General features: G+C 69.8%; 18 protein-coding genes. 9 read left to right on the top strand and 9 right to left on the bottom strand.

The window, feature by feature from the left end; all coding sequences use genetic code 11:
- Positions 1–163 precede the first annotated feature (163 nt).
- Positions 164–736: a TetR/AcrR family transcriptional regulator gene (locus BLQ73_RS23230; protein WP_093173323.1), complete on the bottom strand. Its 573-nt coding sequence runs from the start codon at positions 734–736 to the stop codon at positions 164–166.
- Between the two features lie 73 nt (positions 737–809).
- On the opposite strand from BLQ73_RS23230, the gene BLQ73_RS23225 reads away from it, so the two are divergent.
- Entirely contained in the window at positions 810–1,403 is a 594-nt protein-coding gene (locus BLQ73_RS23225; protein WP_093173321.1) for a dihydrofolate reductase family protein, read from the top strand.
- A gap of 114 nt (positions 1,404–1,517) precedes the next feature.
- Here the strand turns inward: BLQ73_RS23225 and BLQ73_RS33540 are convergent, their stop codons facing one another.
- Positions 1,518–1,679 carry a hypothetical protein gene (locus BLQ73_RS33540; RefSeq protein WP_218125970.1) on the bottom strand — a complete coding sequence of 54 codons (162 nt, stop codon included), beginning with the start codon at positions 1,677–1,679 and terminating at the stop codon, positions 1,518–1,520.
- 112 nt (positions 1,680–1,791) lie between these two features.
- Here BLQ73_RS33540 and BLQ73_RS23215 point away from each other — a divergent pair, with 112 nt between their 5' ends.
- Complete coding sequence (locus BLQ73_RS23215) at positions 1,792–2,940, top strand: acyltransferase family protein (protein ID WP_176955616.1); 1,149 nt, start codon at positions 1,792–1,794, stop codon at positions 2,938–2,940.
- A 13-nt stretch (positions 2,941–2,953) separates the two neighbouring features.
- On the opposite strand, the gene BLQ73_RS23210 is transcribed toward BLQ73_RS23215, so the two are convergent.
- Both BLQ73_RS23210 and BLQ73_RS23205 read right to left on the bottom strand, forming a co-directional pair.
- On the bottom strand, positions 2,954–4,180 hold the full coding sequence (locus tag BLQ73_RS23210) for a beta-ketoacyl-[acyl-carrier-protein] synthase family protein (RefSeq protein WP_093173317.1): 1,227 nt from the start codon (positions 4,178–4,180) through the stop codon (positions 2,954–2,956).
- 130 nt (positions 4,181–4,310) lie between these two features.
- Positions 4,311–5,708: a hypothetical protein gene (locus BLQ73_RS23205; RefSeq protein ID WP_143020393.1), complete on the bottom strand. Its 1,398-nt coding sequence runs from the start codon at positions 5,706–5,708 to the stop codon at positions 4,311–4,313.
- 317 nt (positions 5,709–6,025) lie between these two features.
- Here BLQ73_RS23205 and BLQ73_RS23200 point away from each other — a divergent pair, with 317 nt between their 5' ends.
- Positions 6,026–6,928: a CehA/McbA family metallohydrolase gene (locus BLQ73_RS23200; RefSeq protein ID WP_093173312.1), complete on the top strand. Its 903-nt coding sequence runs from the start codon at positions 6,026–6,028 to the stop codon at positions 6,926–6,928.
- A gap of 9 nt (positions 6,929–6,937) precedes the next feature.
- On the opposite strand, the gene BLQ73_RS23195 is transcribed toward BLQ73_RS23200, so the two are convergent.
- Genes BLQ73_RS23195 through BLQ73_RS23185 form a run of 4 tightly spaced genes read right to left on the bottom strand, consistent with a single transcriptional unit; the run spans position 6,938 to position 11,868 of the window.
- A complete protein-coding gene (locus tag BLQ73_RS23195) occupies positions 6,938–8,398 on the bottom strand; it encodes a lanthionine synthetase LanC family protein (protein ID WP_176955615.1) in 1,461 nt (486 codons plus the stop codon).
- Complete coding sequence (locus BLQ73_RS32680; protein ID WP_176955614.1) at positions 8,395–9,294, bottom strand: T3SS effector HopA1 family protein; 900 nt, start codon at positions 9,292–9,294, stop codon at positions 8,395–8,397. The genes BLQ73_RS23195 and BLQ73_RS32680 overlap by 4 nt, the downstream gene beginning before the upstream one ends.
- Positions 9,291–10,292, bottom strand: coding sequence for a phosphotransferase (locus tag BLQ73_RS23190; protein WP_093173307.1), 1,002 nt, complete (start codon positions 10,290–10,292; stop codon positions 9,291–9,293). Before BLQ73_RS23190 ends, BLQ73_RS32680 begins: the two co-directional genes overlap by 4 nt.
- The gene (locus BLQ73_RS23185; protein WP_176955613.1) at positions 10,270–11,868 is read right to left on the bottom strand and encodes a S8 family serine peptidase; all 1,599 of its coding nucleotides are present in this window, start codon (positions 11,866–11,868) and stop codon (positions 10,270–10,272) included. The genes BLQ73_RS23190 and BLQ73_RS23185 overlap by 23 nt, the downstream gene beginning before the upstream one ends.
- Positions 11,869–13,197: 1,329 nt before the next feature.
- Between BLQ73_RS23185 and BLQ73_RS23180 the strand changes: the two genes are divergently transcribed.
- Positions 13,198–14,436, top strand: coding sequence for a phenylacetate--CoA ligase family protein (locus tag BLQ73_RS23180; protein WP_093173303.1), 1,239 nt, complete (start codon positions 13,198–13,200; stop codon positions 14,434–14,436).
- 164 nt (positions 14,437–14,600) lie between these two features.
- Here BLQ73_RS23180 and BLQ73_RS23175 read toward each other — a convergent pair whose 3' ends face one another.
- On the bottom strand, positions 14,601–16,196 hold the full coding sequence (locus tag BLQ73_RS23175; protein WP_093173301.1) for an MDR family MFS transporter: 1,596 nt from the start codon (positions 16,194–16,196) through the stop codon (positions 14,601–14,603).
- 227 nt (positions 16,197–16,423) lie between these two features.
- Here BLQ73_RS23175 and BLQ73_RS23170 point away from each other — a divergent pair, with 227 nt between their 5' ends.
- The 5 genes from BLQ73_RS23170 to BLQ73_RS23150 all read left to right on the top strand — a co-directional run bounded on the left by BLQ73_RS23170 (position 16,424) and on the right by BLQ73_RS23150 (position 24,295).
- Positions 16,424–17,140, top strand: coding sequence for a TetR/AcrR family transcriptional regulator (locus BLQ73_RS23170; protein ID WP_093173299.1), 717 nt, complete (start codon positions 16,424–16,426; stop codon positions 17,138–17,140).
- 433 nt (positions 17,141–17,573) lie between these two features.
- Positions 17,574–18,782 (top strand): methyltransferase, FxLD system, encoded by a 1,209-nt coding sequence (gene fxlM, locus BLQ73_RS23165; protein WP_093173297.1) that lies wholly within the window; start codon positions 17,574–17,576, stop codon positions 18,780–18,782.
- Between the two features lie 848 nt (positions 18,783–19,630).
- Positions 19,631–22,963, top strand: coding sequence for a GDSL-type esterase/lipase family protein (locus tag BLQ73_RS23160; protein WP_093173295.1), 3,333 nt, complete (start codon positions 19,631–19,633; stop codon positions 22,961–22,963).
- A 136-nt stretch (positions 22,964–23,099) separates the two neighbouring features.
- Positions 23,100–23,642, top strand: a complete 543-nt coding sequence (locus tag BLQ73_RS23155; RefSeq protein WP_093173293.1) for a sigma-70 family RNA polymerase sigma factor — start codon at positions 23,100–23,102, stop codon at positions 23,640–23,642.
- Positions 23,639–24,295 carry a permease-like cell division protein FtsX gene (locus BLQ73_RS23150; protein WP_143020392.1) on the top strand — a complete coding sequence of 219 codons (657 nt, stop codon included), beginning with the start codon at positions 23,639–23,641 and terminating at the stop codon, positions 24,293–24,295. Before BLQ73_RS23155 ends, BLQ73_RS23150 begins: the two co-directional genes overlap by 4 nt.
- The last annotated feature ends 20 nt before the right edge of the window (positions 24,296–24,315 follow it).

Here is a 24,315-nt window from a genome sequence, read left to right as displayed (position 1 = left end):
CGGTCGCGATCTGGCACAACCATCGCAGTGGTCAGCCCGTGACACGCTCCTTGATTGCCTATGACCACTGACCATTCGGAACTACTCATCTAGGGGTACCGATCGGGAGCTCATCACAGGGCGGTGGGGTCGGCCGCCGCCCTGGTCGCGGGAGGAGGGCCGGTCAGGACCCCACGATCCGCTCGACCGCCGCCGCAACGAGCCGCTCGCGTTCGGTTTCGGAGAACACCTCCGGCAGGGTGAGCTGTTCGACGATGAGCCAGTTGAGCGCCAGGTAGAGCAGGTGGACGACCGTGGCGTTGCCGGGCAGGCCGGACTGCTCGTGGTAGGCCACGTTGGCCTCGACGTCGGCGCGGACGCGCTCGGTCAGGACTTCGCGCAGGCGCGGGCGCCGAGTGGCCTCCAGGCGCAGTTCGAGCAGCGCGAGGTAGCCGGTGCGGTAGGAGCTGACCCGGTCGACCAGCTCGTGCATCAGGATGAGCCAGGTCTCCCGGTCGGGCGTGCGCGTGCGGTTGCGGGCGATCGCCGCCTCGTCGGGCTGGAGCCGTTCGTAGACCCGCCCGCCCGCCTGGGTGAGCAGATCGTCGCGGTTGGCGAAGTAGTTCGAGGCCGTGCCGACGGGCACGCCGGCCTCGGCGTCCACGGCCCGGAAGGTCAGGCCGCGGGCTCCCTCCCTGGCCAGGACCTCGATGGCCGCGTCGACCAGGGCCGCCCTCCGCTCGTCGTTCCTGCGCACCGTTGACACCACTCTATTTGTAGTACTACCTTCATACCGGCTTTCTCAGAGTACTACAGATGGAGTTGCCTGAATGCGCAAACTCGTGTACTACATCGGCGTCACCATTGACGGCCGCATCGCGGGCCCGGGCGGAGAGTTCGACTTCTTACCTCTGGGTGGGGACGAGGACGAGGGAGCCGCCGCCTACAGCGCGTGGATGCTTGAGCACTACCCCGAGACGATCCCCACCCACGGGCGGATCCCTCTCGGCTTGACGGACGCGCCCAACGTCCACTTCGACACCGTGGTGATGGGCCTCGGCACCTACCGCCCGGCGCTGGACGCCGGCATCACCAACCCCTATGCCCACCTGCGCCAATACGTGGTGTCGACCACGCTCGGCGTCGGCCCCGACCCCGAGGTCACGGTGGTGGACGGCGACCCGCTCACGCTGGTCCGCTCCCTGAAGCAGGAGGAAGGCAAGGACATCTGGCTCTGCGGCGGCGGCAAACTCGCGGGCACGCTGATGCCCGAGATCGACAGGCTGGTCGTCAAGAGCTACCCGATCGTGGCGGGCGCCGGCATCCCGGCCATCGACGGGGGGTTCGACCCCGTTCACTTCACGGTGACGGACCGCCGGTTGTTCGGCAACGGCGTCACCGTCACGTGCTCCACCCGGCGCTAGCCGTACGGCCGCGGCCGGTCAGGCCATGTCCCACAGCAGGCGGTAGTAGGCGATGCGCTCCGGGTCCGGCTCCACGCCGTACGCGTCGTACACGATGCCGTTGTAGCCCGGGCCCTAGTTCCACTCTGTGCTCCAGGCGGCGACGGCGAGGTCGGCCCAGCGGTCGGCCACACCGAGCGAGTCGAGGTCGACATGGGCGGCGAAGGCGCCGTCGGCGTGCAGCAGGGTGTTCGGGACGCGCGCAGCCCCGCCAGCGCGCGCCTGAGAGGGGCACATCACACTATGCAAGCGCCGGTTCACAGGGGCACGTCACTCAGCGATCGCTAGCATCACGTGGATGTTGACGAGTCCGGAAGTGGCCCGTAAGACAACGAAGACGATAAATCGTATGGCTTGGCTTGATGCCCTCCGCGGCGTCGCCGCGGTGATGGTGGTCGTTGAGCACTCCTTCGGCATCCTGTGGTACGAGGCACGGCATCCGGTCAAGGCGGTGTTCGAGACCGGCTGGTACGGCGTAATGGTGTTCTTCCTGGTCAGCGGCTACATCATCCCGGCCTCGCTGGAGCGGCGCGGCAGCGTACGGGCCTTCTGGATCTCGCGTTTCTTCCGGTTGTATCCGCTGTTCGGCGTGTGCCTGGCGGGAGTGGCCCTGCTGATGGCGGCCGGTTGGGAAGTTCACATCTGGTGGAGCGACCGGCTGGAATCCCTCACGCTGGGGCATTTGACGATGCTGCAGAACCTGCTGAACATGCCGAACCTGGTCAACGTGCTGTGGACGCTGTCGTACGAGATGGCCTTCTACCTGCTGGTGACCGCGATGTTCGCCCTCGGATGGCACCGGAGGAGCACCGCCGCAGCGGTCGGTTTCGCCGCCGCGGCCGTCCTGGGCGCGGGCGTGCTGCCTGTCGCGCTGCTGTCGACCGGCGGGTCGGGGCGCGTGCTGGCCGTCACGTTGACGGTGACCGCGCTGCTCGTAGCGGGCCTGGCGGCGGTGCTCGCGGGCTCAGGCGCCGTACGGCGGGCCGGTGCGGCCGTCATCGGGGTCACCGTGGTCGGCCTGCTGGCGTTCAACCAGACCTACCCGGGCCCCGGACTGGGGCTGCTGGTCCTCGCCACCATGTTCGCCGGGACGGTGCTCTACCGGGCCGAAAAGGGCGAGATCTCCTGGAGGCAGGCCGGATGGGTGGTGCTCGTGCCGGCGGCCGGACTCTGGCTCGCGGACGGCCATTCCGGCTTCCAGGCGGCCATAGCCGCCGCCTGGATCACCTTCGCCGCCGGGATGGCACTGCGGCACCGCGCGGTGCCGCAGGCGCTCGCCTGGCTGGGGCTGATCAGCTACTCGCTCTACCTGCTCCACCCCTTGTTCCTGAAAGGCGTCGAGCTGATCTGGCCCGATCACCGGGCCGCCCCGCTGGGGCTGCGATTGACCGCTCTGCTGGGCATGATGGGGCTGCTGATCGCCGTCAGCGCGCTGACGTGGCGTTTCGTGGAGGCCCCGGCGCAGCGGCTGGGCAAGCGCCTGGCAGCGCGCACGTGAAGCGCCCGCCTGGTCAGTGGGCGGAGGTGAAGGCCAGTGAGGCGTTGTGGCCGCCGAACCCGAAGGAGTTCGCCAGGGCCGCCGTCCAACTCCCCTCGCGAGGGGCGCCGGCCACGACGTCCAGTTTGATCTCGGGGTCCAGGTCGGTGAGGTTCCGTACGGCGGGGGCGGCCCCGTGGTGGAGGGCGAGCACGATGGCCATTGCCCCGAGCGACCCGGCGGCCCCGCACAGGTGGCCCGTCATGGACTTGGTGGCGGTGACGGCGGGATGCGTGCCGATCGCCTCGGCGACGGAGCGGGACTCGGTCACGTCCCCGGTGGGGGTGGAGGTCGCGTGGGCGTGCACGAGGCCGACATCGAGCGCGTCCAGCCCCGCCGAGGCCAGAGCCAGCCGCATCGCGCGCACCTGGCCGCCCGCGTCGGCGCCCGTGATGTGGTGGGCGTCGGAGCTGGTGCCGGCCCCGGCGAGGGTGGCGTAGGTCCGCGCCCCGCGGGCGGCGGCGAAGTCAGCGCGTTCCAGGACCAGCAGGGCGGCCCCCTCCCCCAGCACAAAACCATCCCGCCCGACGTCGAACGGCCGCGACGCCTCCTCGGGGGCGTCGTTGCGCGTGGAGAGCGCTCTGGCCTGGGCGAACCCGGCGAGCGTCAGCGGGTGGACACACGCCTCGGCGCCGCCGGCGATCACGACGTCGGCCCGGCCGAGGCGGATGAGGTCGAGCCCCAGGGCGATCGCCTCGGCCCCGGAGGCGCAGGCGCTCACCGGGGTGTGGGCCCCGGCCCGGGCCCCGAACTCGATGCCCACCACGGCGGCCGGGCCGTTCGGCATCAGCATCGGCACCGTGTACGGCGAGACCTTACGCGCCCCGGACACCTCCAACACGTCGTTCTGGGCGAGCGTGGTCATGACGCCGCCGACGCCGGTGCCGATGACCACGGCGAGCCGCTCGGGCTCCACCTCGGGAGCCCCGGCGTCGGCCCACGCCTCGCGGGCGGCGACGAGGGCGGCCTGCTGGCAGCGGTCCAGCCGCCGCGCCTTCACCCGGCCCAGCACCTCGGCGGGGTCGACCGGCAGCCGGCCGGCGATCCTCGCGGGCAGGCCCTCGGCCCACTCTTCCTCGATCAGAGTGATCCCGGACCGCCCCTCCAGCATCGCGGCCCACGTGGAAGGAGCGTCACCCCCCAGTGGTGTGATCGCACCGAGCCCCGTGACCGAGGCGCCCGCCGTCGTCCCAACGTTCATTGACCCACTCCTCGCGCGCAGTCGCCGCCCCGCCGGGGCCCTCCGGGCTCCACGGTGCCAGCGAACGCCCGTCAGCACAGTGAACGCGATCAACGAAAATTCCACGCGACTTTTAGCGCCGAAGCCACGATCAGCGCCCCGGGTGGAGCGAACCTTCGCCTCCGCCACCTTCAATAAGGGTGCGGTCAATGTGCTGAGGGCGCCCGCCCGTTGCGGTACGGCGAGCTGCCAACCCGACCGTGAGGCATACGAGGGGAATGGCCGGGATCACGTATCTCACGTCATACCCCACGATGAACGCCGGAGCCGCGATAAGGGCGGTAGCCGTGAGGCCGGGTAGCAGCGCGTCGTATCTTCGCCTCACCAGGGCGACCACCTGGCCGGCTAGGAGCGCCGCGACCATCAATGGCAGCGGCAGGTAGCCGAATCGCTGGTAGGCGCGCAGCCATCCGGCGTACGGCTCCACGACCCGGGTGGCCGCGGGACCTCCCTCGTAGGTCTCCGCGGTCGCCCTGACGCTGTCCCTCAGGGGGCGAGGCGCCTCCGGGAATATGTACGGGTGGGGTTTCCCGCCCGGCTTGACATCGGCGACACGTTCCCAGCGCAGCACCTTGGCCAGGTCACCGCCCGCGGCGGCGAGGTAGGGACCCGGCTGGGCCAAGATCGCCTCTTGGGCGAAGCGCCCCGCCTCCGCGTTCCGCTGCGCAGACGGCAGCCGTTTGAGCGGCGACCAGCTTCCCCACACCCAGTACGCCGGGGCCGGTCTCGCGCTCACCGGCTGGTCCGGGCAGAGCTTCGGCTGCCGCGGTCTGATCACCTCGCAGTCCGCGAACGTCATGGTGCGCGCCCGCAGGAACATCCCGTCGGCCCTGGTCAGGGCGAACTCGCCGGAGTCGGCGTACATCCAGGTGGAGTACCCGATCAGCGGAACGATCGCCGCGGCGGTGAGGGTGGCCAGCGGCCGTACGCCCACTCTCCGCAGGCACGCGAACCCGAGCGCGAGGAGGACCACCGCGAGGCCGATCGACCGGGTGACCGCGGCGAAGCCGAGCACAGCGCCCGCGGCGGCGGCCCTGGCGGGTGTGAGCGGGCGTATCACGAGAACGACCCCCACCGTGACCAGCACCGTGAACAGCGTGTCCGCCATGATCATGTGCTCTAGCAGGATCAGGAACTCGTCGTACAGCATCGGCGACACGATCACGGTTGCGGCCCACCCGGGCAGCCCTCGCCGCAGAAGCACGTAGAGCGCGACGGCCAGGGTCAGGCCGAGCGCGTGCTGCACCCCGGCGACGAGGCCGAGGCTGTGGAAGGGGCGCAGAACGGCCAGCAGCAAGGAATACCCGACCGGTCGGTACGGCTCGGGCGCGGGATCGAGAGCGGCTCCCACATAGGTGAAGGAATCCGCCCAGAACCACAGAGCGGGCGGATAGCCTGCGATCGCGAGCACACGCAGCGCGACAGCGGGAAGCAGCGCGACCACGAACACCCGGTTCTCGCGCAGCACAGAAAGGCTCGACGGCCTCATTGACCTTCCTCACGGTTGGTTCAGCGAGCATCGTGAGCCGCACTTCCAGGCCTGGTTCGCGGCGGAACACTTGTAATTGCCGTCACGCGCTGAGAAAGTTCACGCCCGTATCCCCGCGGAGGCGCCGGCGCCCTCGCGACAGGTCAGGCCTGAGAAGCGGGGAAGGTGAGGCGCTTGGCCAGGCCGCCACCCGGATTCGGGGCGGCGGTGACGCCGCCGCTGTGGGCGCGGACGATGGCCGCGACGATGAACAGGCACGGTGAAGTAACAGGAAGGATCGCGGTCCGCTGTGCCTCGGCCGCCGATACCCTGACGTGATGGGGATGATCCCGTTCGACCTGCCCGGCAGGTTCTGGCGCGGCAACCTGCACACCCACTCGAATGTGTCCGACGGGGCGCTGCCTCCGCAGGAGGTCGTGGCGCTCTATCGCGACCGCGGCTACGACTTCATCGCCCTCACCGACCACTTCCGCGAGCGCTACGGTTATCCGATCACCGACACCCGCCCCCTGCGCACCGACGGCTTCACCACCATCATCGGAGCCGAACTCCACGCCCCCGGACACGAGTTCTCCGACGACTGGCACATCATCGCCGTCGGTCTGCCGTTCGACTTCGCCCGGACGGCGGCCGGGGAGACCGCGCCCGAGCTGGCGCGGCGCGCGCGGGCCGCGGGCGCGTGGATCGGCCTCGCCCATCCGGCGGCGGCCCTGCTCACTCTCGACGACGCGCAGCGGCTCGACGCCGCCCACGCCGTCGAGTGCTTCAACACCCTGGCGGGCTTGGAGGACCGCGGCGAAAGCTGGCACCTCTACGACACGCTGCTCGGCCGGGGCGCTCGCGTCGATGCCTACGCCGCCGACGACGCCCATTTCACCCGGGGCACACCGGCCGCCTTCGCCGCCTGGGTGCAGGTCCGCGCCGCCCGCCTCGACCCGGACCTCCTCCTGGCCGCCCTCAAGGCGGGCGCCTACTACTCCAGCACGGGCCCCGAACTGCATGGCGTCACCATCCAGCGCGGCGCCGTTCTCGTGCGCACCTCCCCGGCGAGCAAGGTCATCGTCTCCGGCGGCGTGCCCGCGCCGGCGGTCCGGCAGGGAGACGCGCGAACCGAGTGGAAGGTCCCCCTGGACCGCCTGCGGAACAGCTCCTACATCCGGGTCACGGTCGTCGACTCCTCCGGCCGCCGCGCCTGGAGCAACCCGATCTGGCCGACCTGATCCGCCCCGTTAGGGCTCCTGGGCGGTGTCGGCGGTGTCGAGCTCGGCGTAGTCGACGCCGTCGGAGCCGCCGAGGACGGTGAGGGCAGCCTGGACGTCGGCCCCGGCGGGGAGCCGGAGCAGGATCCGCCCCCGGGGGGAGACCCGCTCCACGCGGGCCCCCGGAACGGCGCCGCGGACCGCCTCCACCCGCTCCCGCAGGTTGCCCGGCGGTCCGGTGAGCTGCACGATGACACGGGCTGACACGGCACCTCCAGCGTAGGCCAGGATCGTCGAGGGGACCCGTGCGTCCACCACGCGCAGCAGGGCAGAACCGATGCCCGCGAGCCCCAGGAACAGGCTCGGGTTCTCACCGCCGCCGGGGACGCCGCACGGCCACTCCCCCTCTCCCACCAGGTCGAGAGCGATCTCCACGGCTTCGCCCGCCATCATACGGAGAACGGGCTGGCCGAAGACCGCCGCAGCGTCGAGCAGCAGTTCCACGGCTCCGGCGAGTCCATGGCAGATCGACAGATCCAGCGCCGACGGATGCCTCACCATGGAGGCGTGCAGCCGCAGAGCGGCGTCGACGGCGGCGCCTGCCTCGGCGGCGTAGACCTCGCGACCGGTGAGGTCGTAGTGCCGCAGCCGGGCCGCGCCCACACCGACCGCGCCATGGCACCAGAGCGACGGCCAGGCCACGTCGCCGCCTTCAGGGGTGAGGTCGCGCAGGTCGGCCCAGGTGCCCTGCTCTTCGGAGAACCACGACCGTTCGAACGCCGCGGCCTCCTCCGCGATGCGCAGCGCCCGAGGGTCGGCGGGCCCCCATTCGAGCAGGGCGAGCGCGACTCCCGACGCGCCGTGCGCGAGCCCGCACAGCGCGGGGCCGTCGGGGGCGGCGTCGGAGGGCCAGCACCGTCCTGTGACGGGGCCGGGACGGGACTGGGCGATCAGACCGGCCGCTGCGGCGTCGGCCGACGCCGCAGCGAGTGCGCGGTCGTCGGCCTCGGGCAGGCCCCGGGCCAGATGCAGTAGGGCGAGCAGGCTGCCGGCCCGGCCGGCGACGAGGTCCACCGCCGCCGGCATGTGCCGTACGGCGACGCGCATGAGCCGGGCCGCCTGCAGGGCGTGGTGTTCGTCGCCGAGGAGGTGGGCGAGGTCGAGCGCGGCGGCGGCGACGCCCGCGGCGCCCGACAGGAGCGAGCCGTCGGGGCGGGTGCGGTCCACCCAGGTCACCGCATGGGCCAGGGCGGCCCGGGCGGTGCGCGCCGCCGCGTCGTCGTCGGCGACCGCCGCGTAGCGGGCGAGGAACAGGGCGATTCCGGCCGTGCCGCCGTACAGGTCGCCGCCGACCGCGCGGTAGACGGGTGTGCCGCCGCCGGAGGCGTCGGGGACGATCTCATCGCCGAACCAGGTGGCGCGTTCGCCGTCCCACAGCGCCTCCTTGACGAGGGTGCCGGCGATGCGCGCCACGGCGTCCGCGCAGTTCACGCATGCACCTCCGCGTCCGACAGTAGGTACGGCCGCGCCGGGTCGACGCCGGCGTCGGCGAATCCGCGCGCTATCGCCGAGGTGAGCGTTTCGGCGTCGCGCCGTACGCCCGGGGGTGCCGCGCGCCAGGTGCGGGCGAGCAGGTCGCATCTGACCTGGCCGAAGCTGGCGCCGCCGAGCGGCCCCTGCGCCTGGCCGACGCCGGGGGCGACCGGGTCGGTGAAGCGGGGGCAGGCCGGCCGCAGGACCCCGGCGAGCCTGCGGGCGGCGTCCGGCAGTTCGCCGGCGAGGGCCGCGGCGTCGGGCGCGCCGAGGTACAGGACGACGGCGTCGGCCCGGCCTCCGTGCGCGCCGGACAGCGGCGTCTTGATCTGGTACGGCATGTCGCGGTGCCCCGCCAGCATGGTCGTGAGCACCTCGATGGCGGCGGGCACTCCGTCGAACGTGACGTTGAGGTATGTGCGGGTCAGCCGGTCGGCGCCCGGCGGCGGCCACGGGCCGCGACGCGTATGCCAGAAGCCGTGGTCGCTGTCACACCATGTCCAGGCGACCCGGGCGAGCAGGGCGTCACCGGGCCGCGCGGGCAGACCGGGCCGGGCCGGCACGGTGTAGCCCGCCCGGGGGATGTGCCGCAGCAGGCCACCCCGGGAGGCGATGACGCCGCCCAGGTCCGTGGCCCGCTCCGCACGCCACCCGCCGACGAAGCGGGTGGCGTCGGCGTGTGCGGCGTCGAGCGCGCCGCCGAGGTTGACGTCGAGCGGAGACGGTACGGCGGGCCGGGACGGGAGCGGGGTCGACGCCAGATACCAGGCGTACAGCACCTCGCCGAGGTCGTACCGGTCCTCGGGAAGCGCGGCGAGCAGCTCCGCCGCCGCGGGAATATCGGGGTGGATCACAGGGCCGCCCCGACCGCCACGACCTCGCGTGCCAGCGCCCGGTGCCGCTCCACTTCGACGTCCGGCGCCGGCAGCCAGGTGGTGAGTTGCAGGGCCCGCACCAGCAGGCGGCAGGCCGTGAACTCCGCCAGCCGGTCCCACTCCACCGGTCGCCCCCGGCCCGCGGCGTAGCCGTCGAGGAACGCCGCCACCGTGTCCGACCCGCCGCCGGGCCGGAGCACACCGCCCGCGCTGAGGTATTCCTGGAGGCCGGCCGCGACGTCCCAGCGGGAGTCCCCCGCCCCCGCGGACTCCCAGTCGATGAGCAGCGCCTCGCCGGAGGAGCGGATGAGCACGTTGCCGAACCGCACGTCGCCGTGGACGGCGGTGTCGGGGGTCCACGCCGCTTCGACGGCGGCCTTCGCGGCCAGATGGGCGGGGTCGCCGAGGATGTCGGCGGTGAGCGAGCGGAGCTTTTCGTCGTTGTCCAGGACGGGCAACCTGTCCGGCCCGTCGATGTCGAACAGCCAGGGGTGGGCGGGGCGCAGCGGCGGCAGGCCAGCGGCGACCCGGTGCCAGACGCCGAGCGTACGGCCGAACGCCGCGGCCAGGCGCGGGTCGAGCGGATCGTGGGGCGCAGCGAGCCGGTCCAGGCGCCGCGCCGAGATCACGCCTTCCAGGACGAGCAGTTCCGCGTCCTCGTCGTACAGCTCCAGCCGGGGCAGCACCCGGGTCGCCCCGGGGACACCGCCCGCCGCCCGATAGAGCGCGACCTCCCGCGCGGGGTCGCCCTGGCCGCCGTCCCGCGGCGCGCCCGTGTCCTTCACCGCGAAACCCCGGCCGTTGCCCAGTTCGACGAGGACGACGCCGTTGCTTTCCGAGACGTCCCGCGCGCTCATGCCGTACCGGTGTACGTCGGCGGGCGACATCAGGCCCCGGTCGAGCAGGAGGCGTACGGCCCGGCGCGCCAACGCGGTGCCGCGCCGGGCCGTCACCTCAGACCTGGTGGATGTCGCCATTGTCGTCCACGTAGAACCAGCCGCCCTCGCCCGTGTCCGCCTGCGGCGTCTCCCCCGTCACGCGGCGCTCCAGCTCGGCCAGGCGGCGGAGGATGCCGCCGATGATCACAGGATCGATCAGGATGTCCCTGGGGTCCCTGGAGTCGCAGAGCAGGTCCGACGGGCAGCCATCGATCAGCGACGGGCCGCCGATCTGGCAGCCGGGCCCCACCAGGCTCCTTATCTCACAAGGGATGAGGCCGGATACGGGGCACAGGACCGGAAGCCTGGATTTGCAGTGGGCCACCAACAGGCTTTTGATCAACTTCGGCGGCCCCGGGCAGTCCCGCTCAAGCACGCTTTTCAGGATCGGCAGGTCGCCGCAGGTGAGCGCCGCGCGGGCGTCTACCCTGCCGTGGCCCCAGGTGTTGTCGAAGGAGGCGGCGCCGAGCTTGACCGCGCTGTCCTGGAGACACTGCTTGATCTTGGCGTTGGTGTGTCCGGGGTGGCGGCTCCACATGAGCGCGGCGAGACCGCTCACCAGCGGGGTCGCCATCGACGTCCCGCTGAGCGACCCGTAGTTGAGCGGCAGCGTAGGGCTGACACTGTAGGTCGGCAGGGTGGACAGGATGTTGCGGCCGGGCGCGACGACGGTCACCTCGGGGCCGACGTTGGAGAAGTCCGACACGATGTCCCCCGGGTCGGTGGATCCGACCGCCACGACCCCGGGGGTGCTCGTGGAGTACGCCGCGGGCCAGATGACCGGGCCCGCTCTGTCGTTGCCCGCGGCGGCCACGACCAGCATGCCGCGGTCGGAGGCGTACTGGCACGCCCGCTGCTTGGTGTTGTTCGGCGCGCCGCCGCCGGAGTAGTTGATGACGGCTTTCAGGCCGCGCGCCACGGCGTAGTCGGTGATCTCCTCGACGGCGTCGGCGAAGTCGGCCGAGCTGCCGTGGCCCGCGGCGTCCAGGGTGCGGCAGATGTAGAGCGGAGAACCCCAGTTCATCCCGGCGATCCCGCTGGCGTTGTGCCCGTCGGCCGCGGCTATGCCGGCCACGTGGGTGCCGTGGCCGTTGAGGTCGCGCGGGGTGCCGCCGTCGACGAAGTCGGTGCCGAGGATGATGCGCGAGGCGTTTCTCAGGTCGTCGTGGTCGAGCTTGTCGGCGCTCAGTGAGATGCCCGAGTCGATGACGCCGATGAGGACGTTCGACGCGCCGGTCTGGAGATCCCAGGCCGCTTCGGCGTTGACGGCGGCCGGCGCCCACTGCTGCGGATAGCGCGGGTCGTTGGGCACGAGCTGGGCGCGGTCGACGACGTCGGGTTCGACGTAGTCGATCGCGGCACTCGCGTCGGCCGCGCCGACGTTCGCCAGGACGACGTCGGCCCCGCTGTCGCCCCCGCTGCCGGTCTCCGTGCCGGTCTCCGCGCCTGTCGCCGGGAGCAGCACGACGAGGCGTCCGGTACGGCTCGGCCCCCGCAGCACGGTTGTGCCCTCGGGCAGGGCGGCGAGCGCAGCGCTCACCTGGGACGAGACCGCCTCGTCGCTGTCCGTCGGCACCTCCGGCGCGGCGAGCTGCACGACGAGGCGGCGCGCCACGAATTGGACCGTTCCATCGTTGTAATGCCCAGATGTCACCGTTAAGCCGGTGTTCGCCGAAGGGTTTTCTTCCAGCACGACCGCCTCCTCGCCCCATTCACCTTCGATGTGACAGTAAGCCCAGAACCACCGGCTGTCGATAGATGTATCCCAATAGTTGGAATTCCCACTATTGAAGGGAGATAGCCGATATGTACGACACGGGGCGGGGGCGCGAGGTGGCGACTTTCCACTCCCCCGCGAAATGCCTCACGAAGGGGGTTCGATAGGTAGAGGTCGAACGCGGCCACGGGGACGGCCGCCACCCGGGATCGCACGCCGGGGCGCCGCAGCCAAGCAGCGGAGGAGAAAGAGCCCCGGCCCGGCGCCATCCTTTTCCACGCCGGGGAAGCGCGCCGACGCCGGCACCACATCCCCCGTTTCCAAGACTTCTCCCCTCCCAGGCATCAGGGATGGGAAATCACAGCCGAATTCAGGAGTCTGCGAAAAACATATCTTCTGCGGTGGCACCACCGCTCCCCCTCGGCCGCAAGAACTCAATGCGCCGCCGCTCCGTCCGGCCCTCGGCCGCCCTCCACTCGGGGAGATGCCGCAGAAGGCGCCCCGAGGAGTGGAACGCGTTCGGCGGTCACCGGGTGTGACCACGCGACCGGAACGCACTTCCGTGCGGCCCAGGGGGTCGCCCCGGACGGCAGGAGCGCCCGCCCGCACCCGGCAGCAGAGGCCGAGCCGCACCTCAGCGGCGGAGCCGTACGGCCCATGAGCTGGGGTGATGTCCGTGGAGGAGTACATGTCAACGCCCCCGCGGCCGAGGGGTCGACCGCAGGGCCGCCAACACGGTTTCACGACGGTTCGGCCGCGATCCGCGCACTCCGGGCCCCCTGAATCCGGTCCCCGGACCTCGCCCACCGACCTGCAATTTTACTCCGAAAAAGATCCCTCTTCGCATTCGATAAACGACCACCACGCAGCGGAAACCGCTTCCCGTGTCTCGAACGCGAACGGTTCATATAAGCCCGATAAGCCCATGGCAGGGCTTACCGGCCCATGCCGCGGCGACGCCGGACTACTCTTTTCTTCTCCGGTCCAGGAAATTATTGACACCTATATGTGGAGGCTCTTATGTTCTGGCAAGCGGCAATGCGCACGGCGCCGCGCCAGCCAATCACCGGAGGTCGGACATGGAACAGCTCATCAAGAAGATGACCCAGGAAGATGCCTGGAAGGCTTGGAACCCGCCAATTCGTCGGGGGCCGCCGATAAGTCGGGCTGTGTGAGCAAGGCCGCACATCCCCACGCCGACCACTCCGACGCCGACTGGAGGTCGCCTTGTACGGTCAGCCGACCGCCGCCATCGTCGATCAGGTTAGAGACATCCCCATCTACCACACCTCGATCGCGCAGGGGCACTTCCCCATCCTGGAGAAGCCGCAGATAGCCGACGGCTTCCCCTACAACTGGATGACGCCGCGGCTCGCGGCCGCACTTGAGACGGGCGAGGCCGAGCTCGTGCTCTCCACCGGCACCGACCACGCCCGCACGCAGCTCATCAGGCCGCCGCTGTTCCTGCTGAAGTCCTACTACCGGCTGTGGAGCGAGCATCCCGACATCTCCCACACCTGGCGGCAGGGCTGCGCGCGTGTCTCCCTCACGACGGTGCTGGCGACCGAGCACGTCGCCCGCGTCAACGCCAACAAGCGCGGGGAGGCTCCGGCCGGCGTGCCCGGCCTCGACGAGCGCAGGCTCGACGACCGCACGATGTACGTCAACCTGGCCCTCGACCCGGCGCTGTGGCAGCGCGACGACGTCGAGCGCATGATCGGGGAGATCCGGGCCGTCGCCGACGGGCACCCGCAGGGCCTCTACCACCTCGACTGCTCCGGCTACCACCTGGCGCACCTCATGCGCAAAGCCGTCGCGTGGGGCCTGTGGGACACCTTCCCGCAGCCCGCCAGCATCGTCACCGCCTACGAGTACACCCCGGTGAACGTCCGCGCCTACCTGCAGCGGCATTTCGGCGTCCCGATCATCGACCTGTTCGGCAGCGCCGAACTCGGCTACCTCTTCTACAGCGACGGCAACAGCCGCTACGTGCCGTACCTCGACAGGATGAGCGTCGAGCTGGTTCCGGTCACCCCGGGAAGCCAGATCTACAGCGTCATCGTGACGAGCATGCGCAACCCCTACATGCCGTTGATCCGGTATCGGTCCGGCGACTGCGTACGCACCTACGACGGAAGCCCCGACCCGACCAAGGTGTCCCGGATCTGCGGCCGGGAGCTGGAACTCCTCGCCACGCCGAACGGGCCCGTCTCCCAGGGCGACCTCGACGACAGCGTCGCCGCCGCGTCCTCCCGCGTCTTCACCTACAAGCTGCGGGTGACGGGGCAGACGGAGGGGCGGCTGGACTACACGACGTTCGACGGCGAACCGCTCGACCCCTCCGAGAGCGCCGCCCTCGCCAAGCACACCGAGGAGCTCACCGGCGTCCGGTACGGCACAGCCCACCATGCCCGCATTCCGATCGGCGCCTCCGGAAAGTACGCCTGGCTGGCGACGGAACCCTGACCATTCACGCACGAGACACCCTCAGACGCCGTGCCCGTCGACAGCGACAAGAGCACAGAAAACGTCTGACGCGGACATCGATGTCGCGGGTGGCGCGGCCCGCGACATCGATCTACATCTCTCCAGGCGGCCGTACGGCTGACGCCGTACACCGTTCAGTCGGCTCAGTCGGCCGCCATGCCGGCCTGTGCCGTACCGCCCTTGACCGACGCGGCGGGAACGCCGGTCGCCCCCTCGGTGGCTCCGTCGGCGGGGACGCCCGCCGGGCTGTCGGTGGGACTGTCTTTGGGCAGGGGGACTTCACGGATGAACCAGGCGAACGCGAAGGCGATCAGGGAGACGACCGCGATGCCGATGACGATGCCGTGGAGGCCGTTGGTGACGGCGGCCGCGTAGGCGTCGCGCACGGCGTCCGGCAGGGTGTGCAGGAGCGCGGGCGTCATCTCGGCCCCGGCGTCCACGAGCCGGTGCGCCTCCCCCGGGCCGAGCGACGCGGTCAGGTCGGACGCCAGCCGGTCGACGTAGACCGCGCCCAGCAGGGCGATGCCCAGGGAACCGCCGATGGTGCGGAGCAGGTTGACGGTTCCGCTCGCCGCCCCCATGTCGCGACGGTCGGCACTGGTCATCGTGAGCAGCATGGCGCTCTGCATCACCAGCCCCATACCGGCCCCGGCGGTGATGGTGAGAGCCGAGGCGACAGCCGTACCCGTCGAGGGGGTGAGCAGCAGCAGACTCAGCGCCCCGACGACCAGCAGCCCGCCTCCCAGGATGGGATACAGCCGATACTTCCCGTTGCGTGTGATGAGGTGGCCGATGGTGAGCTGCGCGGTGAGCATGCCGAACATCAGCGGCAGGAGCAGCAGGCCGCTGGTGGTGGGCGAGGCTCCCTGAACGAACTGCATGTACTGCGGCAAGTAGTTCGTCAGGGTCATCATGGCCGCACCGGCGAGGAAACTGAGGATCTGCGACAGGGTGAAGTTGCGGTTGGCGAACAGGCGGGGAGGGATGACCGGCTCCTCGGCCCGCCGTTCCACCCACACGAAGGCCGCGATCGACGCGGCGGCGACCACACCCAACCCGAGGATCTGCGGTGATGCCCAGGCGTAGGTCGTGCCCGCCCAGCTCGCCAGCAGCGTCAGCGCGACGATCGCGATCGTGAGGAGCGCCGCGCCGGCGTAGTCGATACGGGCCTTGATGCGCTCAGGCTTCAACCGGATCTGCGTGGCGATGATCAGAAGGGCGATGGCTCCAAGGGGCAGGTTCACATAGAACGTCCAGCGCCAGCTGAAATAGTCCGTCAACAGCCCGCCGAGCAGGGGGCCGCCGACGAAGGCGACCGGCATCATCACCCCGATGATCGACTGGAGTCTGCCGCTCTCACGCGGCGGCACCAGCACGGCGATGATCGCGAACGCGCCCACCATCAATCCGCCCGCGCCGAGCCCCTGTACCGCGCGGAAGGCGATGAGCTGGCCCATGTCCTGGGACATGCCGGCCAGAGCAGAACCGATAAGGAAGATCACGATCGAGGCGATGAACATGCCCTTGCGGCCGAACATGTCGCCGAACTTGCCCCAGAGCGGGGTCGTTACCGCCGCTGCCACCAGGTACGCGGTCACCACCCACGACAGGAGGTTCAGCCCGCCGAGCTCGCCCACGATCGTGGGCAGCGCCGTACCGACGATCAAGCCGTCCAGCATGGCGAGGAACATGCCGAGCATGAGGCCGAAGAGGCCGAGATAGAGGGACTTCTGCTTCATGAACGCCGACTCCCGTACGGCGCGGCGCAGCCGACCGGGTCGGCCCGCGTCCCCGGCGGTCGTGCGGGTCGGCGTAGCCCCCTCTCGGTCAGGACCTCTTCGGGGCGGGTGTGCGTGGTGTGGCCGGGCTTCAGGTTCATATGACCCTCGTATGATGTGTACGCCGTATCTTAACGAGTACAACGTACACATCTGATACGTTGTACACAACAGGAAGGGAGGGGCCTATGCCCGCGGAACATGACGAACCGCTCTGGGCGCGGATCGCCCGGCCCCCCTCAGCCCCGCGGCAAGCCCTGTCGCCCCTGCGGATCGCCTCCGTCGCCGTCGGCATCGCCGACTCCGAAGGGCTCGACGCCATCACCATGCGACGGCTCGCCACCGAACTCGGCGTCGCCCCCATGGCCGCATACCGCTATGTGTCCGGCAAAAGCGATGTCCTTGCCCTCATGGTCGACCAGGTCTACGGCGAACACCTGCCCCCCGAAGGCGATAACTGGCGAGACGTCGCACACTCCTGCGCCGTCAACGTCCGTGCCATGGTCCTCAAGCACCCGTGGCTGATGCACCTCCCCTCCGACCCCCACCTCGTGCTCACCCCCAACCGGCTGGCCGTGACCGAACGCTCCCTGCGGGCTTTCGAGGGACTGGGCCTCACCACCGACACGACCATGGCCGTCTTCCGCACCGTCACCGCCTACGCGCACGGCATACTCCAGATCGAGATCTCCCAGCAGGCACTCATGCAGCATGAAGGCTGGACCACCGGCGACGAGATGCGGCACGGGCTCGCCCCCGCCATGACCTGGTTCATGAACACCGGCCGCTACCCCGCCCTCCTCCGTTACGCCCGCGAGGCCACCCGCAAGGACGACACCGACTGGCAATTCGAAACCGGCCTCGAATACGTCATCAGCGGCATAGCCACCCAACTCAACATCTGACCGGTCAGCTCAATCCGCGGGATTCGCGTGATAACGGGTGTCGTGAGTTGTTGGCTCACATCTCGCCTTACCACAGCGAGAACATCAACTTCTTCGAGGCGATTTCCATGGACTCGAGCCGAGCCGGCCAAGCTCTCCGGCGGCTGGCGGCCCCTGCGCCCCGCCCAACGGGAGCTGGACTTGTGATCGACGCCAACGCCCGGAGGACACGCCAACCTCGAGAGGGCGCACGGTGTCACCGTTATCTCAGGTGTCAAACCCTCTCTCGCAGGTCCTGGCGGCTTCGGCTCGACAAGGCACGTGAGGCACGTCGAGAGAGTCTTCGGTGGCTCGGAGCGACGGCCGCGATCACCGAGACATCCGGCTGCGGATGGGACCGAGGACCTCATGATCGGCGAGGCGTTGAACTGCTCTTCGATGAGTGGACTCACACGTGTTGAGCTCGTCAGGCCCCAGCGCGAAGGAACTCCGCGAGGCGATGGTCGGCCGGCTGCGGGGCGAGGGCGCGATCCGTTCGGCGGCGGTGGCCGCGGTCATGGGGGAAGTTCCCCGTGACGCTTTCGTGCCGGGTTCGGCGTTGGCGGAAGCGTACGGTTCCGGGCCAGTGGTGACCCATCGCGATGAGGCGGGTGTGGCGATCAGTTCGGCGTCAGCGCCAGGGGTGGTCGCGACGATGTTGGAACAGCTCGATGTCCGCGAAGGTCACCGGGTCTTGGAGATCGGGACTGGGACCGGTTACAACGCGGCGTTGCTCGCGCTACTGGTCGGCTCATCTGGTTTCGTCACGAGTATCGAGTTCGACGATGACGTGGCCGGTAGCGCGCGGGAGGCGTTGAGCCGGACCGGTTATGCGGTGGAGCTCGTCGTCGGTGACGGCGCGTTGGGCTGGGATGCGAGCGCGCCCTACGACCGGATCATCGTGACGGCCGGGGCGTGGGATGTGTGCGACGCGTGGCGTGAGCAACTCGTGGACGGCGGGCTTCTTCTGGTTCCGCTGCGGATGGCGGGGCTGACGCGGTCGGTCGCGCTGCGGCGCGACGGCGAGGTGCTGCGAAGTGAGTCGTTGGTGCCGTGTGGGTTTATCCCGTTGCGGGGTGGGGACGCGGTGTCGGAGCAGAATGTGTGGGTGGGTGGGAAGGACGGCGATCTGCTGCTGCGGATCGACGACGGTGCTCCGGTCGACGCCGAAGCCGCCGGCCGGGCTCTGGAGTATCCGGGGGCGGCCGTGTGGACCGGAGTCGGGTTCGTCATGCCGGAGATCCTGGATTTCTGGTTGGCCAGGATGTCTGGCTTCTGCCGTGTTCTCATCTCGCGGGACGCCGCCGACGCCGGGCGGATCGCGTCGCCGCTGTTCCCCTGGGGCAGCATGGGGGTGGTCAGCGGCGGGACGGTCGCGTACCTGACCGTCACGGCGGACTTCTCGCAGATCGGAGTGGCCGCGTACGGGCCGGACAGTCAGGAGTTGGCCGAGCAGGTCGCCGCGCAGATCGGTGCGTGGAACGCCGACGGCGGGCCGCGCATGACGGTGTCGGTGGAGGTCCACCCCACCGGGACGCATCCCCGGCCGGACTCGTGGCTGGTGCTGGAGAAGAAGGACAGCACCGTCATGATCGCCATGCGTGGTGGGGATCTACGACAGTAGGAGCAGCGCGTCCCACGGGTCGGTCACGGAGGGCGCGGGGATCTCACCGTGGTCGGCGAGAGCGAGGGCGGAACCGGCCGCGCCGGTCATATGGACCGAGAATGCCGTGTGCAGCCCGATCCCAGAATGGCAGTGCCGGTGGTTGTGGTACTCCGTGACGCGGTATGGCCCAGCGACATGCCCGAGTCCTTCCAGGTCCGCGTCAGACCGGAGCGGACGCGCGGGCGGTGGCCATGGCGGTGAGCGGGCCGCCCGGTGTGGCCAGCGCCGCCGACCAGAGGTGCGGCAGGCGGTAGACCCGACTCCGCATCTTCGTCGACAACCTCTTCGGCGACCGCGAACAGTGCATCTTCCGCCCAACGCAACGGTGAAGGCCCGTATGGGCGCATGAACACCGGCCGCTGCCATGCGCTGTGCCGTACTCTCCCCCTCCGATGTGGCCGGGGCATCGGATCCAGCTCAAGGTCTCCCAGCGGCTGCTCACCGACTAGACGGGGACGAGCAATGTCAAGGGGATACCTGGTCCTGAGAGGGCCTGTTTGAGCCCTGGTTGATGGCTCTCCACGGTGATTCACTTTGGCATTGGCGTGCTCACCGACCAGGCGCCTGATCCTTGAGTGGGGACGTGCAACGGGGTGCTGACGTGATCACCGCGTCCTGACGGGGATAGGCCCGCCGTCGTCACGCGGGCAGGCGTGCGGCGGTGCGCTCACCTTCTGGTGGCATCACCGCCGCCTCGAACCAAACTCCAATCCCGAAAATTCGGGCAATGCCAGCGTGATGTTGACATATTAGTGCCAAGATCGTTTTTAGCCGGTTGAGTGCGATATGAGAAGGGATGCTGGCCAGTGAGGTTTCTGAGAAAACACGCCCGGAAGGGCGCCAGAGGGACCAGCCCGCCGCCGTCGGCCGGGCCGCGGCCGGTCCGGCGGGCGTTACGGCGGCTGCGCGTGGCGGCGCTGGCGCTGACGGCCCTCGCCGGGACGTTGACAGCGGTGGGCCAGAACGCCCCGGCCGCGCACGCCGCGCGGCTGGATCAGACTTCGGTCATCACCAACAACATGGAGGGCTCGAACGTCAGGGCCCCGATCGGGGCCAAGTGGACGAATAGGATCGCCTGGTACGCGAGCAGAGCCGATGTGGTGATGCTTCAGGAGGCGGGGCCCGGACTGCCGCCAAGCGCCGCACGTGCGCCGAACATCGTGTGGGACGCCACCCGTCCGGGGCAGGCGGGCTATGTCCAGCACGGCACGTGGCAGCCCCTCGGCGACCGTATCGACTATCACGTCTACTTCCTTCAGACCGACACCGCCGGGGGCACCCACATCGGTGGCCGGGTCAATAGCGCGATCGTCACCCGGTGGGAGCCGGACGAGGTAGCGGTCCTGCGCAACCCGCACCCGGGCGGCGGACGCCCTGCGCTGGGTCTGCTGTTCGGTGACACCTGGTATTTCACCTTCCACGCCTACCCGGGAGACCAGCAAGGCAATGGCGCGGGCCGCGACGCCGCGATGATGGTGCGCGACATCGCCGCCTGGGCCAGCAACGTCCGGGGCGGCGAGCACTATGTGATCGGCGCCGACTTCAACATGGAGCCCGAAAATCTGAGAGCCGCCGCCGACATGCCGGCGACGGCGCGCATCTACCGCAGCGGCCAGGCCACCCATTGGCAGGGTCTAGAGTTGGATTACTTCGTCTCCGACCTCCCGCGCGCGCCTGGAAGGGTTGAGGCTCTGCCCGGCCCTGGCGACCACCTGGGGGTCGGGATCGGGCCGTGGACACGTACGAGCCGCCCCCCGCCGCAGCCGTCACCGTCGCAGCACGTGAGCGTGACGCCGGTGGGTGACGGGCCGACCTGGGGCGGCATCGGCGTCGACCACGGCAACGGCTTCCGGCACGGCTTCTTGCACGCTATCGGCGACTATCAGGTCCGGGAGCCACGCTCCCTGCGCCCTCGACCGGGTGACCCGCCCGACCGGCTGATGCGGCTCTTCACATCGGTGGACTTCGCCGGAACGCAGAGGTCAGGCACGATGACCGATCCGGACCACGAAGGATACCCGGACCACGAGATCGATCAGATCGCCGACAAGCTGCGCGCCTCCCTGCCGCCGCTGAATCCGAACGTGGTGACGCTGATGGCCGGCACCACCGACATGAAGAACAACACCGACGTGGCCGGCGCGCCCGCCCGGCTCCGGCGTCTGATCGACCAGATCCTTGAGGACGTCCCCGGCGTCACGGTGCTGGTGGCCACCCTCATCCCCGCCGCCGACCCCGCCGTCCAGGCCAGGATCAACGCGTTCAACGAGCAGCTTCCGGCGCTGGTGAATCAGATGCAGGAGGAAGGTAAGCATGTCGAACTGGTCTGGATGCGCCATGTGACCACCGCCGACCTGTCCGACGGGCTGCATCCCAACCAGGCCGGATACCAGAAGATGGCCGAGGCCTTCACCGACGGCGTGATCGGAGCGTGGCTCCACAACTGGCTCTCCACGGGATCCGACACGGTCGCGCAGACGATCCGCGCGATGGCTCTGGGGTCGTCCACCACCTACGGCGAAGGCAGCTCCCACGGCAACGGCTACCGGGCCGTCGCCGACAAGGGGTTCAGTGACCTCGCCAACCGCAACGCCGAACAGGCCGGCGGGTCGGGCGGCCCACCGGCCGCGGTCATGGGCGCCGACGACACCAGTCCCCGGGTGGACTGGGTCGGTTCGCTGCTGGTAGGGCGAATGGCGGACCGGGAGACCGAAGGCTGGCGAGGGTTCCGGATCAACGAGATCGCCGGCAAGGCGAAATGCGCCGTCACGACCTACCAGCCCAACCTCATCACCCTTCTCGCCGGCGGCAACGACGTCATCCAGAACTACCAGATGGACGGCGCGATCGGCCGCCTGGAAGCGCTGATCGAGCAGGTCAGCGCCGACGCCCCGGGAGTCACCGTTCTGGTGGCCGGGATTCAGCCCCTGCGCAATCCCGACGAGGACGCGCGGGGAAAGGCGTTCACCGCCCAGATTCCCGCGATGGTGAACCGGCTCGTGGCGCGTGGTCTGCGCGTGGAGTATGCGGACACGACCGGAATGGGACTGTCCGATCTCGGCCCCGACCCCATCCACCCCAATGACCAGGGCTACGAGAAGATCGGCAACGCGTTCGTGAGGGCGGCCGAGCAGGCCAACGGCAAGTCGTGGATCCGGACGGCGAACCCGCAGGCACCGAACGCGGGTTCCCATCCCTGCGGCATCAAGGACGAGGGCCCGGGCCTACCCGTGCCGACGCCGTTCAACCTGGGCCCGAACTGGCAGGACCGCGGCGTCATCCAGTCCCAGCAGTTCCCCTCCTCGTCCCGCTTCTGGATGGTCGACATCAATAAGGACCGCAAGGCCGAGTTCGTGGCGGTCGACAAGGACCAGAAGTTCCGGTTCTGGTGGAACGGCGGCCCTTCGGGGGCGAACTGGGTCCCCTTCGTCGAGGGGCAGAACTCGTATACGCCTGCGCCCGGGGCGGTCGGCAACATGCTGCGCTTCGGCGACATGGACGGTGACGGCTTCCCCGACTGCATGGTCGTCCATCTGGACGGCCGGGTGAATCTCTTTACCTGGAACGCCGACAACCCGTCCGGTTCACGCATGTGCAAGCAGGAGGTGGGAGTCCCCCCCGCCGACGTCAGATCCAGGGGTGACGAGGGAGACCGCCTGGTCATCAACCCGAGCACGAAGATCCGGTTCGCCGACGTCACCGGAGGAGGGCGGACCGACTACCTGCTGATCCAGCCGGACGGCACGACGACCGCCTGGTACAACCAGGGCCTCCAGTTCCAGGGCCCCACCATGCGCTACTGGAAATGGGACCTGCCCAAGAGGATCAGCGGCCCGCTGGTCCTGCCTCGGGAGATCCGGTACGCCGACATCAACGGCGACAGACGCGCCGACCGGATCCTCATCACCGCCAAGGGCGGCGCCCGGGCCTGGATCAACGAAGGGGCCACGGGAGCGGGCGGAACCTACCGCGACATCGGCAGGATCGCCGACGACAGCGGCCTTCCCCCCAAGGACATCCAGTTCGCCGACCTCGACGGCGACGGCAAGGACGACCTCGTGCGCATCGGCTGGACCGGCGTCACCCGGGCCTTCCTCAACAAGCTGCCGGCGAACTACTTCGACACCTTCCACCCCTAAGGCACGGTTCCGCCCGCGCGGCGGCGACCAGGTTCCTCCAGCGGTACTCGCGCAAACCTGCATAGAGGCCGACAAGAGCGCGGTTTCCCCGGCGGCTGGGAAGCAGCGGACCGGCGGGCACGTGCGTTCATGAAGCATGGACGGTGAGATTCTGCGGTTGGCGGAGCGGGCGCCCTCGGCGCCCGCTCCGCCAACCGCCTACTCCGATACCGAGCTGGTCGATTTTTATCGCGAACAGCGGCTCAACCTGGTGCGGCTGGCGGTGCTGCTGGTGGGCGACGGTGAGACCGCCGAGGACATCGTGCAGGACGTGTTCATCCGGCTGCACAAGGTGTGGCGGCCCCAGGTCACGACGCTGGCCTATGTCCGGACGGCTGTGCTGAACGCGGCCCGGTCGGTGTTGCGGCGGCGGGCGATGATGCTGCGCCGTACGGCGTGGGCCGCCGACTGGGTGGACTCGGCCGAGAGCACGGCACTGGTCGGCGAGGCGCGGCGGGAGGTGCTGGCTGCGCTCGGCCGACTGCCGCGACGGCAGCGGGAGACGCTGGTGCTGCGGTACTACCTTGACCTGCCGGATGCCGAGATCGCGGAGATCATGCGTGTCGGGCAGAGCACTGTCAGATCCACGGCAGCCCGTGCGCTGGGCCGGCTTTCGCGTGAATTGGGGGAAACGATATGAGTGGCGTGGAAGACAGGCTTCGCGATGCGATGTCGGCGCGTGCGGGAGCCGTACGCGACAACGGCCGCCCCTTTCCCGCACCGCCGGCCCGGCGCGGGAGGAGGACGATGGTCAAGGTCGTCGCCGTGGCCTCGGCCGCCGCGGCGACCGCGTGGGGGGTGAACTCCCTCACCGCGCTCTCCCCGGGCTCGCAGGAGAACGACATCATGGCGATGTCCTTCAGCAGCGCGGCGTCATCAGAGGGATATGACGTCTCTGTGTTCCTCTGCAAGGAGAGCGACCCTTGGTGCGACGGGCGCGGTGTCACGGAGGCCGAGCGCGCAGACGTCCTGCGCACGCTTGAGAGCCGACCTGAGGTGGAGAAGGTCGCCTACGAGGATCAGCAGCAGGCCTGGAAGAGGTTCCAGGAGATGTACAAGGACAATTCCATGCTCCGTGACGCGGCACGGCCCAGCGACATGCCCGAGTCCTTCCAGGTCCGCGTCAAACCGGAAGCGGACGCGCGGGCGGTGGCGGTGGCGGCGAGCCGGCTGCCGGGCGTGGCCACCGCCGTCGACCAGAGGTGCGGCAAGAGGCAGACCAGACTCCGCATCCTTATAGGCAGGATCTTCGGCGGGCAGGAGCAGTGCGGCTTCCCCCGAAAGGAGCGGTGAGGGACGGGGTGTGGAGGGCG

The sequence above is a fragment of the Sinosporangium album genome, assembly GCF_900100605.1.
GTDB classification, from domain to species: Bacteria; Actinomycetota; Actinomycetes; order Streptosporangiales; family Streptosporangiaceae; genus Sinosporangium; species Sinosporangium album.
Note: the sequence above shows the minus strand (reverse complement) of the source record. Positions and strands in the feature narration are given on the sequence as shown.

Excerpts from the sequence above, each read along its gene's own strand:
- BLQ73_RS23225 (WP_093173321.1), top strand. The coding sequence starts at position 810 with ATGCGCAAACTCGTGTACTACATCGGCGTCACCATTGACGGCCGCATC.
- BLQ73_RS33540 (WP_218125970.1), bottom strand. The coding sequence starts at position 1,679 with ATGTGCCCCTCTCAGGCGCGCGCTGGCGGGGCTGCGCGCGTCCCGAAC.
- BLQ73_RS23215 (WP_176955616.1), top strand. The coding sequence starts at position 1,792 with ATGGCTTGGCTTGATGCCCTCCGCGGCGTCGCCGCGGTGATGGTGGTC.
- BLQ73_RS23210 (WP_093173317.1), bottom strand. The coding sequence starts at position 4,180 with ATGAACGTTGGGACGACGGCGGGCGCCTCGGTCACGGGGCTCGGTGCG.
- BLQ73_RS23205 (WP_143020393.1), bottom strand. The coding sequence starts at position 5,708 with ATGAGGCCGTCGAGCCTTTCTGTGCTGCGCGAGAACCGGGTGTTCGTG.
- BLQ73_RS23200 (WP_093173312.1), top strand. The coding sequence starts at position 6,026 with ATGGGGATGATCCCGTTCGACCTGCCCGGCAGGTTCTGGCGCGGCAAC.
- BLQ73_RS23190 (WP_093173307.1), bottom strand. The coding sequence starts at position 10,292 with ATGGCGACATCCACCAGGTCTGAGGTGACGGCCCGGCGCGGCACCGCG.
- BLQ73_RS23175 (WP_093173301.1), bottom strand. The coding sequence starts at position 16,196 with ATGAAGCAGAAGTCCCTCTATCTCGGCCTCTTCGGCCTCATGCTCGGC.
- BLQ73_RS23170 (WP_093173299.1), top strand. The coding sequence starts at position 16,424 with ATGCCCGCGGAACATGACGAACCGCTCTGGGCGCGGATCGCCCGGCCC.
- BLQ73_RS23155 (WP_093173293.1), top strand. The coding sequence starts at position 23,100 with ATGGACGGTGAGATTCTGCGGTTGGCGGAGCGGGCGCCCTCGGCGCCC.
- BLQ73_RS23150 (WP_143020392.1), top strand. The coding sequence starts at position 23,639 with ATGAGTGGCGTGGAAGACAGGCTTCGCGATGCGATGTCGGCGCGTGCG.